The sequence below is a fragment of the Amycolatopsis sp. NPDC005003 genome (assembly GCF_053600695.1).
Genome location: NZ_JBSGAI010000009.1, coordinates 117,406 through 132,189 on the forward strand (window position 1 = coordinate 117,406; position 14,784 = coordinate 132,189).

Here is a 14,784-nt window from a genome sequence, read left to right on the forward strand (position 1 = left end):
GAGCTTGACGTTGTCCTGGCGTAGACATGGAAACCGGCGACTCGCGGGGTCCGTGGCAGCGGTGTTCCTGTTCGTGGTCGCGCTCTCGGGTGCGCGAGTACCGGCGGCGTCGGCGGCCGCCGCGGGGGTGACCGCGGACTTCTCCCGCAGCGACGGTGTGGGCCACGCCGAGGTGTTCGGCTCGAGCATCAACGTCCCGATGCTCACCGACCCGGACAAGATCGAGACGCTGCACCAAAGCGGTACCCGGTTCGTCCGCGGGGACGCCTACCTCGGCGAAATCCTGCCGGACACGACGATCGACGCCTACCTGGCCTCGATGGCGTCCGGGACCGGCGTCGCCGACCCGGCCACCTGGAACTGGGGTCACTACGGCTGGGTCGACGAGCATCACAAGCGCGGCGCCAAGGTCATGCTGATCCTGAGCTACTCGACGAACTGGCTCGGCTACCAGCCCGGCCCGTACTTCTGGAACGGCTCGCCGCCCCGGGGCGCGGACGGGTTCAAGGTCTACCGGGACGCGGTGGCCAAGATCTACCAGCACTTCCGCGGCAAGGTGGACCTGGTGGAGGTGTGGAACGAGCCGGACAACCAGTTCATCGACCTCACCGGCTCGCCGTACGGGACCGGGCAGCGGGGCAAGCTGGCGGCGTACAAGGACATCTACTACAACGCCGCGACGGCCGTGCGTTCGGTGGACCCGGTCATCCCGATCGGCGGTCCGGCCCTGTCCCAGCCGACCCCCGTGCTGAGCGATCCGAACGTCCCGGGCGACGTCGCGAACTGGCCGCAGGAACTGCTCGGCGACCCCAGGATCGCCGGGCTGACCGACTTTCTCAGTTACCACACCTACAACGACTTCGCGGTATCGCGGGCCGAAGCCGTGACCACGTGGAAGCAGGCCGCCCGTGCCGCGGGCAAGGGCGACGACTTCCCGGTGTACGTGACCGAGTGGAACTACGACTGGAACTACAACAGGAACCCGATGAACGCCCCCCACCCGTACACCATCAGCTACACGGCCACCAGGCTGACGGAGTTCCTGAAGCAGCACGCGAACGGGACGAACTTCTTCGCCGACAACGACGAGTCGCTGCTGCCGGACTTCTTCGGCGTGCACGGCAACGGCATGCTGCCGCCGAAAGCCCGCACCTACCACCTCCTGTCGGTGGACCTGGGCCTCGGCGCGGGCGAGAGCACGCTGCGGCCGGTCAGCTTCCCGCCGTCGATCAGCAACGCCGGCGCCGCCACCACGGCGACCGGCGACCGCGTCGCCTGGGTGGTCAACGACAGCGCCGCGGCCCAGGAGATCGATCTGAACCTGACCGGACTCGGCGCCACGGGGCCGACCACGGCGAACATCTTCGAAGCGGGCCCGGCGCAGTCCCCGTTGCGGCCCAAAGCCTCGGTGCCGTTGACCGGCTCGGGTGGCGCCGCGACCGTCCGGATCACGGTGCCGGTGCGGGGCGTGGTCGGTGTCCGGCTGACGCCGGCGCCGGTCGCGGACAGCGAGAACCTCGCTCCCGGCGCGAAGATCACTCCCTCCAGTGTCTACAGTGGCCAGTTCGACGGCGGGCTGGTCGCGGACGGGGTGATCCGGAGGCACGAAGCGGGCGAATGGGCGTCACGGGGCGAACTGACGCCGAACGTCAAGCTGGAGTGGCCCACCCCGAAGGCGGTCGGCCAGGTGGTGCTGTACGACCGGCCGAACTTCGAAGACCACGTGCTCGCCGGCCGGCTGGACTTCGGCGACGGCACCAGTGTGCCGGTGCCCGAGCTGCCGAACGACGGCATCGGCAAGACGGTTTCCTTCCCGGTGCGGGAGGTCACCGGGCTGACGTTCGTGGTGACCCGGAGCACGGGCAAGAACCTGGGGCTGTCCGAGCTGCAGGTCTTCGCCGGGGCCAACGTCGTCAAGGACGGCACGGTGACCACGTCCTCGGAGGCCGATCTCGGGCAGCACAGCCGGCTGAAGGCGGTGGACGGCGTCACCACGGCCGCGGGGGAGTGGGTGTCCACCGAGACCAACCCGTGGATCCGGGTCGGCTGGGTGAACCGCCACCAGGTCGACCGGGTCGTGCTCTACGACCGGCCCGGCGGCGCCGACGCGAACAGCGGCACGCTCACGTTCAGCGACGGAACCGCCGTGGCGGTCACCGGCATCCCGGCCGACGGCACACCCAAGCCGGTGATCTTCCCGGCCCGGCCGGTGTCGTGGGTGAAGTTCCAGGTGACCGGTGGCTCCGGCGGCGACGTCGGGCTGGCCGAACTGCGCGTCCTCGGCGCGGGCAACATCGCCTCCAGTGCCCAGGTGACCGCGAGTTCGGCGTTCGCCGACGCCGACCTGCAACCGGCCGCGGCGACCGACGGGGTGCTCAACCAGTGGTACGTCGGCGAGTGGGCGTCCGGCGGTGAACGCAATCCGTGGCTGCAGCTCACCTGGGACGCACCGCAGACCATCGGGCAGGTGGTGCTGTACGACCGCGACAACCCGGACGATTCCGTGCTCGGCGGAACGCTGGCGTTCAGTGACGGCAGCACCATGCCGGTGCCGGCGTTGGACAACAGCGGGACCGGCGAAGTGATCGCGTTCCCGCCCCGGTCGGTGACCTGGGTCAGGTTCTCCGCCACGGGCGCGGCGACCAGCAGGAACGTCGGGCTTTCCGAAGTCGAGGCGTACCGGCCGGGGTAGGGGGGCCGGACTCGTGACCCGGTGCGTCCCGGCGCCGGGTCACGAGTAGGTCCAATGGCCGAGCCAGGACTCGCGCCACGCCACCGTCAGCTCGCTCACTCCGTCCACACCGGACCGGTCCACCTGGGCCTTCCACGCCTCCTCCAGCGCCGCGCACAGCTTCGCCGCCGGCGGTTCGCCGCCGGATGAGGAGAACCCGCGCAGCACCGACCGCGGCACGGCGAGCTTCGCCTTGCCGCGGATGACCGACTGCTCCGTGGCACGGCAGATCAGGTACTCGACGGTGGCCAGCTCACCGGCCGAGGCCGTGGTTTCCGGCATCGCCACCTGGGGCGCGACCTGGGCCAGCGCGCGGTAGAGGCAGTCGAGCGGGGCGGCGAGGCCCTGGTGCTGGCGGGCGATCTCCCAGGACACCCACACGGCCATGCAGTCGGGCATCTGGTACGGGCGGTAGGCGAACGCCGGACCCGCGAAGGTCTGGTAGTCGCCGGTCGGGTCCTGCTCGACCGGGCCGGGCCCGTCGGGGTCGGGGGGCAGGCCGAGCCGTTTGAACAGCTCGCGCAGCAGCTTGTGCGGCCGGGCCGGCGTCGAGGACTCGCCGAGCAGCTTGCCCAGGATGCGGTTCAGCCGGTCGGCGGCCACGCCGTGGATCGCCAGCTGCAGGTGCACGAACGCGACGTCGGACAGCGTCGTGCCCGCGCAGCCGACCACGCCCACCTGGGGATAGCGCTGCAGGAAGGAGACGACCGCGTGCGTGGAGCCGATCCGCGCCGGTCCGACGAAGGTCACCGGCAGGACCGTGGCGATCCGCTGCCGGGACCGGAGGTCGCCCTTGTACAGCGGCGAGAACTCGCCGTCGGCGTGGTAGACCTCGAACCAGTTTCCCTGCCGGTGCCCCGGGCGGGTGTCGGCGAGCCAGAAGCTGTAGCCGTGCTTCTCGCACAGCTCGCGGAACCGGTCGGCCAGTTCGAACCGCGCGGCCGCGGACATGTCCCGCAGTGCGATCGCGAACCGGACCGCCAGCGACGCGCACGGAGCCGCGACCTCCTTGCGGGTGCGGAGATCGTGGTTGCGGGTCTTCACGATCGTCGGCAGCTGGGCCGGGCACTGCAACGACAACAGCGGCGCGTCGACGAGCGCGGACGCGGCTTCGGAGATCTCCCGCACCAGGTCACGCACGGCGAGGCCGTGCCATTCGCACACCTCGCGCGCCGCCGGGTCGATCGCGATCAGGCCTTCGAAGGTCTGCGCGGACTCGTAGATGAACGTCGGGTTGGGGGAGGTCGTCTGGCGGAAGACCCACCCGTCCCCGTTCTGCTGCGGGCGTTCGGCCGGCTGCCTGCCGTCGGCGTGCTCGACGACCTCGGTGCCGTCGAGGGGCTTGCGGGTGTGGGTGCCGATCACGACGCCGGCGCCGTTCGTGGCCGTGCACAGGGTCTCCAGGAAGACCGCGCTGTCGGGGTCGGCGGACACGAGCTCGCGCAGGTAGCCGTGGCGGGCCGCCGCGTGGTGCACCTCGAAGTCCACTTTGGTCACCGGCTGGCGCGCGATCTCGAAGCCGGCCCGGGCCAGGTCGGCCACGTTCCGCACGGAGATCCGCCGGCCACGCACCCTCACCACCTCCCGGACGAGTCGAACCGCACGTCGGCCTCCAGCGGTTTGCGGCGGCCCCGGCCGCCGGCCCCCGCCCACCGCGGCACCCCGATGCGGGACAGCGGGACCGCCGATTCACGCCACGACGCCTGGCCGAACAGCACGAGCGCGGCGATCACCGGCAGCCCCACCGCGACCGTGAGCGTGGCCTGCACGATCTCTCCCCGGCTCTGCGTCGCGACGGCCGCCGCGAACCCGGCGACGGCCGCGATGCTCAGCTGGACGAGCGCCTGCGGCAGCGTGCCGAGGTAACCCAGCACCGTGCGGCGCGGCGGCAGCGACAGGCGGCTGTAGAGGAAGCCCGGCAACAGCAGCAGCATGGTGATGACGGACTGGCCGTCGCCGATGTGGCCGAGCGCCTCGGTGGCGGCCCGGCCGTACGGCCACGGACGGCCCACCAGCAGCCAGCCGAGCACGAACGAGACCGTCGCCACGGCCAAGGCGTAGAACGTCACGTTGAGCGGCCCGGACTTCGTGGAGTCCTTGAGCACGAGCGTCGCGCGCACCCGGACGTGGTCGCCGCGGGGATCGCGGCCGCCGGACCGGCGCCAGTAGGCCCGCGCCTCGTTGTCGGCGATGCCGTTGGCCACCACCAGGTCCTGCCCGAACTGCCGGTCGGTCAGCTCGCGCGCCGCCGCGCGCAGGTTCGCGGCGGTGAACTCCGGGTGCCGCCGCAGCGAGTTGTCCAGCTCGCCCGAGTCCGTCCGCACCGCCTCGCCCGTGGTCGCGGCGGCCGCGAGCCGGTGAGAGACCGGCAGGCTGCGCGGCGAGAGCTCCACTCCCGACTGGCCTGCCTCCCACTTGCGGCGGCGAAGCAGATCCGCCAAGGGGCGCAGCACGGTCTGCGCCTGCAGTTCCAGGATCTTGTGCCGGGCGCCGTCGGTTTCCTCCAGCGACGCGGCGTCCTGCCGCTCGGCCAGCGAGACGAGGTCTTCGGCCAGGCCGTCGACCTGGTGCTGATCGGCGTCCGTGGACAGGTACATCCGCGAGACCTCGGCTTCCGGCGCGGTCCTGGCCACCAGGTGGTAGGACTTCAGCGTGGCCGGGATCATCGTCTCGTAGGTCACGACATAGCCGCGGCGGCTGGAGGCCAGCCGCCGCCACTGCTCCTTCGCGACCGGCGGCCGCGCGTCGACGTGCAGCGGGGTTTCGTAACTGAGCCGGTGCTCCTCGACCGAGTCGTCGAGCGCCACCACCAGCATGTAGTCGCGCACCGCGACGTCCAGCAGGTACGCGTATTCGACCAGCAGCTCGGAACAGCCGGTGAGGATGTCCAGCGCCAGGTCCCGGCACTGCCGCCCGTACCCGGGGACCGTGCCGGCGGCCTGGGCCGGCGTGAACTCGGCCTCCGGGTGGTTCCGTTCGGTGAGCAGCGTCAGCAACGCCTGCTGGATGAGCCAGCGGGGCTCGTGCACCTGGAACAGAAACGTGTTCAGCTCGTGCTTGGCGGTCTGGGCGTTCTCGTCGCTCGCGAGGATTCCGCGCAGCAGCCGGTAGAGCCCGGCGGCGACCAGCCGGGACGCCTCGTGCTGGGTGAGCCGCGGCAGTTTCTGGCCCGAGCTGTCGAAGACGTCGATGGGGGAGACGTCGCGGCGCGGCAGCCGGGCCAGCGGCACCCACAAGGACCGCTGTCGCGCCGGCCTCGACGCCGCCCGTTCGCCGTGTTCCTGGCCGATGAGGTCCTGCAGCTGCGCGGTGGCGTGCCGCTGTCCCTCGTCGAGCAGCTTGAGGCTGACGTCGACCTCGGTGCTGCGCCGGGCCGTACCGTGCTCGACCACGGTCAGCCGTTCGGTCAGCCGGCGCACGTGGTTGAGCCGCAGCGAGGTGTCCAGGAGCGCCAAGCCGACTGCCGCGCCCTGCCGGGACAGCCGGGGCGGGGCCCCGGGAATGGGAATCGTCGCGATCGCGTGCCGGAGACTGTCGATGCCGTCCACACACTGAGCGTAGGAGATGGCCCAGCCCGGCGACGAGAAAACGACGACATCCGGTCAGGCGAGCGCCCGGCGGCGGAACTCCGCCGGGGTGACGCCGGCGGCGGCTTTGAAGACCTGGCCGAAGTGGGACGGGTCGGTGAACCCCCAGCGGGCGCCGATCGCCGCGACCGGGGTGGTGCGGGCGGTCGGATCGGCGAGGTCGCGTTTGCAGGCTTCGACGCGGCGGTGGCGGATCCACCCGGCCACGGTGTGGCCGCTGCCGCGGAACAACGCGTGCAGGTGGCGAACCGAAACGAAGCAGCCGGCCGCGACGGTCTCGACGCGCAGGTCCGGATCGGACAGGCGCCGGTCGATGTAGGCCAGCACGGCCTGCCGCCGCCGGTGGTGGTCGCCTTGTTCGGCCTGGCCGGCGATCCCGGCGTGGGCGCGCAGCATGGTCGCCGTCATGTCGAGGACGTTGCCGGCCAGCAGGATCCCGGCCGGCTGCTGCGCCGGGGACAGCGAGCCGAGGCTCAGGATGGTCGACCAGACCACGGGCGCGATGCCGTGTTCGGTGGAAAACCTCCGGGCCACCAGCTGGGTGAAGGCCGCCGCGTCGTGGGCACCGACCGCCGCCTTGCGGAACCGCACGTTGACCGACCGGTAGTCGTCGCTGACGTCGAGGGTCAGCGGCTGCTCGGAGTCGTAGAGCGCGAACTCGCCGGCGCGCAGGGTCGTGGACCGGCCGTCCTGGGTGAGCTGTTTGGTCCCGGCGAGCTGCAGCGTCAGCAGGAAGGAGGCGTCGGCGGCGAGCGACAGGTCGTCGGGGCGGCGGTGGACGGTGTGGCGCAGGCAGGCGACGCCGAACAGGCCGAGCTCGCCCACCGCCCGGTGGGTGATCGAGCCGGCGAAGCTCTTCGGGTTGTCGAATTCGAAGCTGAAGTGCAGCGACACGCCGGTGTTGACCTGGCGTTCCCAGACACCCGGCCCGACCTTGGCCGCCGTGCGGGGCACGGCGTGCCCGGTGGGCAGCAGGCTCAACGCACCGGCCATGGTCGCTCCTGGGGCGCTCGGGCAACGCGGCCAGGGTACGCCGTGGCCCGGGTTGTGCGCATCGGCGACATCGGCGTGCACGTTTTCCCGATGCCCGGGTGGCGGCCCGCTCCTAGGTTGGGCGCGGAAGTGCTCGCAGCTCGACGAGGAGATGCCCGCCATGGCCTACATCGAAGGCTCCCACCACATCACGCTGTCGGTCGGCCACGCGCAGGAGGACGTCGACTTCCACGTCAAGGTGCTGGGCATGCGGTTCATCAAGCGGACCGTGCTCTTCGACGGTTCGGTGCCGATCTACCACCTCTACTACGCGAACGCGAACGGCGATCCCTCCAGCGTGGTCACGACGTTCCCGTGGGCGCAGGCCGGGCTGTACGGCAGGCGCGGCACCAACCAGAGCCGCGAGGTGCTGCTGTCGGTGCCCGAGGGCAGCCTCGACCACTGGCACCGGCGGCTGACCGAGCACGACGTCGACGTGCGCAACGTGGAGGTCTTCGGACGGCGGCGGCTGGCGTTCGAGCACCCGTGCGGCATCGAGTACGTGCTCGTCGCGAACGAGGACGACGACCGGGTCGGCCACGCCGGCCACGGGGTACCGCCGGAGTACGCGATCCACGGGCTGCACGGCCTCGGGGTGCACGTCCAGACCCCCGACCGCACGGTCGAGTTCGCCAACGACACCTTCTACGCCCAGGCCGGGCTCGCCGAGGACGGCGACCGGATCGCGGTGCAGCTGGGCAAGCAGGCCCACGGCAACCACCTCGAGATCACGGTGAACCGCACCGACGACCAGGGGACCTGGCACTACGGGGCCGGCACCCACCACCACTTCGCCTGGAACGCCGACACCCTGGAGAACCAGGACGAGCTGAAGTTCGAAGTCGAGGGCCGCGGCTACACCGACATCTCGGAGCTGAAGGACCGCAAGTACTTCAAGAGCGTCTACGTCCGGTCGCCGGCCGGTGCCCTGTTCGAGCTGGCCGTCACCCACGCCGACGGCGGCTGGGACTGCGACGAGTCGCCGCACGAGCTGGGACAGCGCTTCCAGCTGCCCGAGCAGTTCGAGCACCGCCGCGACGAGCTGCTCGCGGCCCTCGAGCCGATCGACGGCTGAAGCGGTGAACCGCCATCTCGGGCAGCGGGTCCTGACCTGGGGACCGGCCGGGGCGCCCGTCGTGGTGCTCGCGGTGCACGGCCGCGGCCAGGACCCGGAGGTGATGCGCGAGCTCACCGCCCGGTTCGGGCCGCTGCCGGCCCGGTTCGTCGGCCCGGCCGCGGCGGCGGGCAGCTGGTACCCGCTGCCGTTCCTGCAGCCGATGGCGGGCAACCAGCCCCACCTCGACGAGGCCCTCGAGGCCATCGAAGCCCGCATCGACACGCTCCGGCAAGCCGGAACGGCTCCCGGCGACCTGGTACTGCTGGGGTTCTCACAGGGGGCGTGCCTGCTGGCGCACCTGCTGCTGACCCGCCCCCGCCGGGTCGGCGCGGCGGTGCTGCTCACGGGCGGGTTCATCGGCCCCGACCCGATCGAGCCGCCCGCCGGAGGTGAGCTCGACGGCGTGCCGGTGCTGCTGCGCAGCATCGAGGAGGACCCCTTGGTGCCTGCCCGTCGGGTGCGGGAGACGGGCCGCCTGTTCGAGGCCGCGGGTGCCTGGCTCGACATGGAGATCGAGCCGGGCACGGAACACATCGTGACCGACCAGTCCTGCCAGGCGGCGGCTGATCTCATCGCGGGGATATCGAGTCAGGCACGGTGACGGGCTCGGGAAACAGCGCCGACGCGCTTCGCTGCCGCGGGAGGCGGCCACCCCGGGGTAGCCGCCTCCCACGACCGGATCAGGCAGACGGCGGGAACGTGGGCCGGCGCCCGTGGCTCACGCGGTGAAGCCGCCGTCGATGTTCAGGTTGGCCCCGGTGATGTAGGCGGCTTCGGGCCCGGCGAGGTAGGACACGAAGGCCGCGACCTCGGCCGCGGTGCCGTACCGGTCGGTGGCCATCACGTCGAGCAGGGCCGGCGCGATGGGCCCGTCGGCCGGGTTGGCTTCGGTGTCGACCGGGCCGGGCTGGACGTTGTTGACGGTGATGCCGCGCGGCGCCAGCTCGCGCGCCAGGCCGCGGGTGAGGCTCGCCAGCGCGCCTTTGGTCAGTGCGTAGATCGACTGGCCGGGCAGCGGCACGCGGTCGGCGTTGATGCTGCCGATGTTGATGATCCGCCCGCCGTCGCCCAGGTGGGGCAGGGACTCGCGGATGGCGACGACCGCCGACCGGACGTTGATCGTCAGCATCGCGTCGATCTCCGCCATCTTCAGGTCGGTGATCGGGGCGAAGCCGGCCACGGCGGCGTTGTTGACGAGGATGTCCAGGCCGCCGAAGCGGTCGGCGGTCTGCGCGACGGCCGCCTCGACCTCCTGCTCGTGCCGGCTGTCGGCCTGGATCGGGTACGCGCCGGTCTCGGCCGCGACGGCTTCCGCGCGGGCGCCTGAGCTGGCGTAGGTGAACGCGACCCGGGCACCGTCGGCGGCCAGCCGGGCGACGACACCGGCGCCGATGCCCCGGGATCCCCCGGTCACCAGCGCGGTCTTGCCTTCGAGCGGTCGGGTGGTCATGGTGACGTCCTCTCGGTGGATTATTGAGTGTTCACTCAAATACAGCGGAGTCCGCCGGGTTTGTCAAATTTGAGGGATCACTCCATAACTGGTAGCGTCGAGGTATGCCGAGGCCCAGGAAGTTCGACGAGGAGGCCGTCCTCACCGCCGCGCGGGACGCGTTCTGGCGCAACGGTTACGCGGCCACGTCGATCCAGGACCTCACGGAGGCGACCGGCCTGGGAACGCAGAGCCTCTACGGGGCGTTCGGCACCAAGCACGACCTGTTCGTCCGGATCCTGGACGAGTACTCCGCTCGCCAGGCCTGCGGCCTCGAGGCCGCGGTCACCGCGGATCCGAGCCCGTGGCACGGGGTCACCTCGGCCGTCGTGTTCGAGGACGGCGGCCGGATGGACCTGCCGCCGCAAGGCTGCCTGATGGCCAACAGCGCCGCGGCGCTGAGCGCGCAGGACGAGGAGGTCCGGACGCGCACGTGCCGCGCCTACTCCGGTTCCCTCGAGCTGTTCACCCGGCGGATCACCGAGGCCAGGGACCGTGGCGAGATCGGCGCGGACATCGATCCCGAGACGACCGCGCGAGCGCTGATCGCCGTCATGCAGGGAATCGAGTTCCTGAAGAAGTCAGGCATCGGCGAGGACGAGGTGCGGCGGGTCAAAACCGCGGCACTGGAGATGATCGAGCGTTCGGCCGGGCGCTGAGCACCCGGGAAGCCGGCGTGCCGCCGGAGCGGACGACGTGCGTCATCGCCGGTGGCGGCCCGGCGGGGATGATCACGGGCCTGCTGCTGGCCAGGGCCGGCGTGGACGTCACCGTCCTGGAGAAGCACGAGGACTTCCTGCACGACTTCCGCGGCGACACCGTCCACCCGGCGACCCTCGACCTGCTCGACGACCTCGGCCTGGGGGAGCGGTTCGCGCAACTGCCGCAGACCCGGGTCACCGCGGTCACGCTGCCCGGCCGGCGAGGCGGGACACGGCGCATCACCGACTTCGCGGCGCTGCGCCGCTGGGGTGTCCGGCACCCGTACCTGGCCGTGGTCCCGCAATGGGACCTGCTCGACCTGCTGGCCGAAGCGGGCCGCGCGGAACCGGCGTTTCACCTGCACATGGGCGTCACGGTCACGTCGGTCATCCGCGAGCACGGCCGGGTGGCCGGTGTCCGGCACGGGGCGGGGGAGACCCGGGCCGCGCTCACGATCGCTTGTGACGGCCGGGATTCGCCGCTGCGGGCGGCCGCCGGGCTGCCGGTCACCGGGTTCGACGTCCCGTTCGACACCTGGTGGGTCCGGCTCTCCCGCCGTCCCGGCGAGGAGCTGAGCACGCTCAACCGGCGGCCCGGCCGAGGGTGCTTCGCAGTGGTGATCCCGCGGGAGGGCTACGTCCAGATCGGTTACGTGGCCAGGAAAGGCACGGACGCGGCGCTGCGGGCCCGCGGCATCGAGCGCTTCCGGGCCGACCTCGCGCGGGTGCTGCCGGAGTTCGCCGACCGGGTCGGCGAGCTGTCCTCGATGGACGACGTCAAGCACCTGGACGTGCGGCTCGACCGGCTGCGCCGGTGGCATGCCGACGGGCTGCTGTGCCTCGGCGACGCCGCACACGCGATGTCGCCGGTCGGGGGCATGGGGATCGGCTTGGCCGTCCAGGACGCCGTCGCGGCGGCCACGCTGCTCGCGGGACCACTACGCCGCGGCGAGGTGACGACGGCGGACCTCGCCCGCGTGCGCCGGCGCCGCCGCCTGCCGTTGCTGCTGGTGCAGGGCCTGCAGCGGATCATGCACGCCGACCTCGCCGGTCCCATCGTGAACGGCACCCAGGCCGGGCCGCCCGGCCCGCTCCTCACGCTGGCGACCCGCCTGCCGTTCGCCCGCACGCTCGCGGCCTACCTGATCGGCGTCGGCTTCCGCCCGGAACGCGCCCCGGCGTTCGCCCGCCGGAGCGGCCGGCCGATCGACCGGTGCTCGCGAACCTAGACCGTGACTCCCGCCGTGCCGACCAGGGACGGCAAGCCCGACCGAAGCACCGACACGCACTCCGGCCCGCTTCGCGGGGCTGCCCTTCTCAGGCGGCGGCCCGCAGCGCCGCCCACCGGCCGGGACGCTTCGGCAGCGCGACGTCCCCGCTCCCGACGGCCCAGCCCGCCGGCCAGGTCCGAACGGCGTACCGGTCCGTCCGCGCCCAGGTCCGGGTCAGCTCCGGCGGCACCACGAAGGACGCACCGGTGAAGTCGGCGTGACCGGTGAAGCGGGCCTCGGCGAACCAGGTCGTCCTCCTGAACCGCGTGTCGCGGAACGAAGTCCGGCCGGCGAACCCGGCGGCCTCGGCGTCGAACGACCCGGCGAACCACGCGCCGGTGAAATCGGTCAGCCCGGAGAACCTCGCCTCGCCGAACCCGGCCGGGCCGGCCACGGTGACGCCGGGGAACGCGGCCGTCCCGGTGAAGGTCACCGAGTCGAAGGCCGCCTCGCTCTTGAACTGCGCCTCGCGGAACCGCGCGTGCCCGGCGAAGCACGAGCCCACGAACGTGACCTCGCCGGTGAAGACGGTCCGGACGAACCGGGCGGTGCCGTCGAAGCGCACCCACTCGAAGGTGAGATCGCGGACCTCGCAGCCGGACAGGTCGACCGCGGTGAGGACGGCGCGCTCGACCCTCAGGTCGATGCCGGGCCAGAACTCCGCCGCGTGCGGGCGCAGGTGCGGGAGCACCAGGGCCCAGAGCCGGTCCTGCCAGTCCGGCAGCCGGCTCCAGCCGCGGAACCGCAGCTGGGCGAGCACCTGGTCGACGAACAGCTGCCGCTGCGCCCGGTTCCGGTGCGCCAGCCGCTCGAGCCCACCCAGCACCTCCAGCCGCTTTTCGGGGTCGCGCGCGTGGACGTCGTCAGACCCGGTCGCCCTCGCCGGTACCCGCCGCGGCGCGGCGCTCTTGCGCAGGACGAAGACCCGCACGTACTGCACGGCGAGGGCGATCAGCGCAAGCCCGACGACGACCTTGGCCACCGCGAGCGGGAAACCGGACATGGGACGAAGTGTGCCCGGGCGGCCGAGCCCGGGACAGCGAAATACCGGCGAGTGTCCGCGTTGCCGGCCGGTCAATCGGCTTCGCGCCGCGAAAGCGGGTTGACGGGCGCGCTCCCTTCGGGGGCGTAGCGCGCCCCGAGCAGGTAGAGGCGGGTGATACCCAGCGCGACCCCCTGGGCGACGCGCTTGAGATAGCCGGTGTCGCCGAGCCTGCGGAGGTCATCGGGATCGAGGACGTTGCCGACGGTCACCCCGATGGCGGGGGCCTGTGGCGACATCAGCAGTTCGGAGTCCTCGGCACGCGCGCCGAGGTAGGGTGCGCCGGTCTGGCGTGCGATCTCCTCGCCGATGTAGCCGGCCAGCGGCGAACCCACGTCGGAGTCCGCGCCCGCGCGGCTGAAGTAGTGGGTCTGGATTCCCGCGGGTCCGTTCTCGACGCGCCTGAGGTCGAGGAGGACGATCAGCTCCGCCTTGATCGAGTTGGCGAACTGGGCGCGCTCGGCGGGCGTCAGCATCGACGACGTCGGCAGGGCCTGCATGTGGGCGTCCCGCTCGATGCTTTCTTCGACCAGGGTTCGCAGGCGTTCCAGGATCGCCGGCTCGGCGTCGTGCTCCTCCGACGTCTGCCGGACGGTGGTCCCGACGAGGACCATGCCGCTGCGCTGCGCCGAAACCGACCAGTAGATCAGGCGCTTCTGCTTGTCGGTCGCCGGATTCTCCGCGGAGGTCCCGATGCTGTCCAGGAAGTTGAGCACGAGCACGCTGACCCGGGCGCAGACCCCGTCGGTGAAGATCCCGTAGTCGTTCTGGAACCGGACGAGTGCCTGGTGGGTGGCGGTGCCGAAGACACCGTCGACCGGTCCGGTTTCGTGGTAGCCCAGGCGCACCAGCCGCCGCTGGAGCTCGGACACGTCCGCGCCCGCCATCAGCGGGCCGTCGGGAACGAGGTACAGCTTCCGCTCGCCCAGCGTGGTCTCCGCCCGGCGAGCCGGCTTCGGGACGTCGGAACCGGGCGGCGGATCGCGATCTTCGCGCGGGGCCAGGGCTTCCCGGGCCCGGCGGCTGGCGCGCTCGATCCGGGCCGCCTCGCCGGGCAGCGGGATGCGTCCCCAGCCGACAATGGTGAGATGGCTCGAGGTACGCATGGGACCTGCCTTCGCGTCAGTGGCTGAGCAGCGAAACCGAGCCGGCGGTCGCCGAGAGGAACGCCACCGCGACTTGGAGCAGAGCCACCCGTTTCACCAGGTCGACGACGTGTTCGTTGTACGCCGTCGAGGCAGTCAGCGCAATGGTGAACTCCAGGAGCAGTTTCTCGTCGCTCCAGCCACGCAGCTGGGCCTCGGCGAGCAGCGAGTCCCGGTCGACCGCGGTGGTGCGATCCAGCACGACCACGGCGAAGGCGAGCAGGAAAGCCAAGCCGAGCAGCGAAACACAGACCACGTCGAACGCCCGGAACCGGCTCACCTGCAGCGCCGAGGCGGCGATCGCGGCCGCCACGCCGACCGAAAAGGTGACCAGGATCTTCGCGGTGTCGACCTGACTGCGCTGGCGGGCGGACCGGCGATCGAGGTCGCGTTCGTGCCAGGCCATGGTGGAATCGGTCATCGGCCCTGCTCAGCCGACGCCGGAGTCGAGGAGTTCCACAGGGGGCAGGTCGTCCGGAGCCGGTTTGTCGTTACAGGCCGGGCAAACCGGCCGCAGAGTCGGTTCGAGCGTCCTCGGCCGGGACGAACGTGACCCACAGCGACGCTGACGACGGCCGTCGGGCTGGTCGCGCTGCTGCGCCGGATCGGCATTGTCGACGGATTGTCGACGGAATGCGAGACAGTCGGAGCAGGACGACGCAAGCATTC

General features: G+C 71.7%; 12 protein-coding genes. 5 read left to right on the forward strand and 7 right to left on the reverse strand.

Annotated features, from left to right (window positions below):
- The first annotated feature begins 52 nt into the window (after nucleotides 1-52).
- Entirely contained in the window at nucleotides 53-2,692 is a 2,640-nt protein-coding gene (locus ACWED2_RS13420; RefSeq protein ID WP_449690725.1) for a DUF7402 domain-containing protein, read from the forward strand.
- Between the two features lie 39 nt (nucleotides 2,693-2,731).
- Here ACWED2_RS13420 and ACWED2_RS13425 read toward each other — a convergent pair whose 3' ends face one another.
- The 3 genes from ACWED2_RS13425 to ACWED2_RS13435 are packed head-to-tail and all read right to left on the reverse strand — an operon-like array spanning nucleotide 2,732 to nucleotide 7,311.
- Entirely contained in the window at nucleotides 2,732-4,303 is a 1,572-nt protein-coding gene (locus ACWED2_RS13425) for a hypothetical protein (RefSeq protein WP_449690726.1), read from the reverse strand.
- A 2-nt stretch (nucleotides 4,304-4,305) separates the two neighbouring features.
- Nucleotides 4,306-6,279 (reverse strand): hypothetical protein, encoded by a 1,974-nt coding sequence (locus tag ACWED2_RS13430; protein WP_449690727.1) that lies wholly within the window; start codon nucleotides 6,277-6,279, stop codon nucleotides 4,306-4,308.
- 54 nt (nucleotides 6,280-6,333) lie between these two features.
- Nucleotides 6,334-7,311, reverse strand: coding sequence for a helix-turn-helix domain-containing protein (locus ACWED2_RS13435; RefSeq protein ID WP_449690728.1), 978 nt, complete (start codon nucleotides 7,309-7,311; stop codon nucleotides 6,334-6,336).
- A gap of 160 nt (nucleotides 7,312-7,471) precedes the next feature.
- Here ACWED2_RS13435 and ACWED2_RS13440 point away from each other — a divergent pair, with 160 nt between their 5' ends.
- Together ACWED2_RS13440 and ACWED2_RS13445 are read left to right on the forward strand one after the other, a co-directional pair.
- Nucleotides 7,472-8,425 (forward strand): VOC family protein, encoded by a 954-nt coding sequence (locus ACWED2_RS13440; protein ID WP_449690729.1) that lies wholly within the window; start codon nucleotides 7,472-7,474, stop codon nucleotides 8,423-8,425.
- Nucleotides 8,426-8,429: 4 nt separating this feature from the next.
- Nucleotides 8,430-9,068: an alpha/beta hydrolase gene (locus ACWED2_RS13445; RefSeq protein ID WP_449690730.1), complete on the forward strand. Its 639-nt coding sequence runs from the start codon at nucleotides 8,430-8,432 to the stop codon at nucleotides 9,066-9,068.
- Nucleotides 9,069-9,185: 117 nt separating this feature from the next.
- Here the strand turns inward: ACWED2_RS13445 and ACWED2_RS13450 are convergent, their stop codons facing one another.
- Complete coding sequence (locus ACWED2_RS13450; RefSeq protein WP_449690731.1) at nucleotides 9,186-9,917, reverse strand: SDR family oxidoreductase; 732 nt, start codon at nucleotides 9,915-9,917, stop codon at nucleotides 9,186-9,188.
- Nucleotides 9,918-10,021: 104 nt separating this feature from the next.
- Here ACWED2_RS13450 and ACWED2_RS13455 point away from each other — a divergent pair, with 104 nt between their 5' ends.
- Nucleotides 10,022-10,615 carry a TetR/AcrR family transcriptional regulator gene (locus tag ACWED2_RS13455; protein ID WP_449690732.1) on the forward strand — a complete coding sequence of 198 codons (594 nt, stop codon included), beginning with the start codon at nucleotides 10,022-10,024 and terminating at the stop codon, nucleotides 10,613-10,615.
- 17 nt (nucleotides 10,616-10,632) lie between these two features.
- Nucleotides 10,633-11,886 (forward strand): FAD-dependent oxidoreductase, encoded by a 1,254-nt coding sequence (locus ACWED2_RS13460; RefSeq protein WP_449690733.1) that lies wholly within the window; start codon nucleotides 10,633-10,635, stop codon nucleotides 11,884-11,886.
- A gap of 88 nt (nucleotides 11,887-11,974) precedes the next feature.
- Here the strand turns inward: ACWED2_RS13460 and ACWED2_RS13465 are convergent, their stop codons facing one another.
- The 3 genes from ACWED2_RS13465 to ACWED2_RS13475 form a co-directional block, all read right to left on the reverse strand.
- Nucleotides 11,975-12,931, reverse strand: a complete 957-nt coding sequence (locus tag ACWED2_RS13465) for a pentapeptide repeat-containing protein (protein ID WP_449690734.1) — start codon at nucleotides 12,929-12,931, stop codon at nucleotides 11,975-11,977.
- Between the two features lie 71 nt (nucleotides 12,932-13,002).
- A complete protein-coding gene (locus ACWED2_RS13470) occupies nucleotides 13,003-14,076 on the reverse strand; it encodes a peptidoglycan-binding protein (protein ID WP_449690735.1) in 1,074 nt (357 codons plus the stop codon).
- Nucleotides 14,077-14,092: 16 nt separating this feature from the next.
- Entirely contained in the window at nucleotides 14,093-14,536 is a 444-nt protein-coding gene (locus ACWED2_RS13475) for a hypothetical protein (protein WP_449690736.1), read from the reverse strand.
- Nucleotides 14,537-14,784 lie beyond the last annotated feature (248 nt).

Bases quoted from the DNA above. Each gene is read 5' to 3' on its own strand.
- ACWED2_RS13435 (WP_449690728.1), bottom strand. From the start codon at position 7,311: ATGGCCGGTGCGTTGAGCCTGCTGCCCACCGGGCACGCCGTGCCCCGC.
- ACWED2_RS13440 (WP_449690729.1), top strand. From the start codon at position 7,472: ATGGCCTACATCGAAGGCTCCCACCACATCACGCTGTCGGTCGGCCAC.
- ACWED2_RS13450 (WP_449690731.1), bottom strand. From the start codon at position 9,917: ATGACCACCCGACCGCTCGAAGGCAAGACCGCGCTGGTGACCGGGGGA.
- ACWED2_RS13455 (WP_449690732.1), top strand. From the start codon at position 10,022: ATGCCGAGGCCCAGGAAGTTCGACGAGGAGGCCGTCCTCACCGCCGCG.
- ACWED2_RS13465 (WP_449690734.1), bottom strand. From the start codon at position 12,931: ATGTCCGGTTTCCCGCTCGCGGTGGCCAAGGTCGTCGTCGGGCTTGCG.
- ACWED2_RS13470 (WP_449690735.1), bottom strand. From the start codon at position 14,076: ATGCGTACCTCGAGCCATCTCACCATTGTCGGCTGGGGACGCATCCCG.
- ACWED2_RS13475 (WP_449690736.1), bottom strand. From the start codon at position 14,536: ATGACCGATTCCACCATGGCCTGGCACGAACGCGACCTCGATCGCCGG.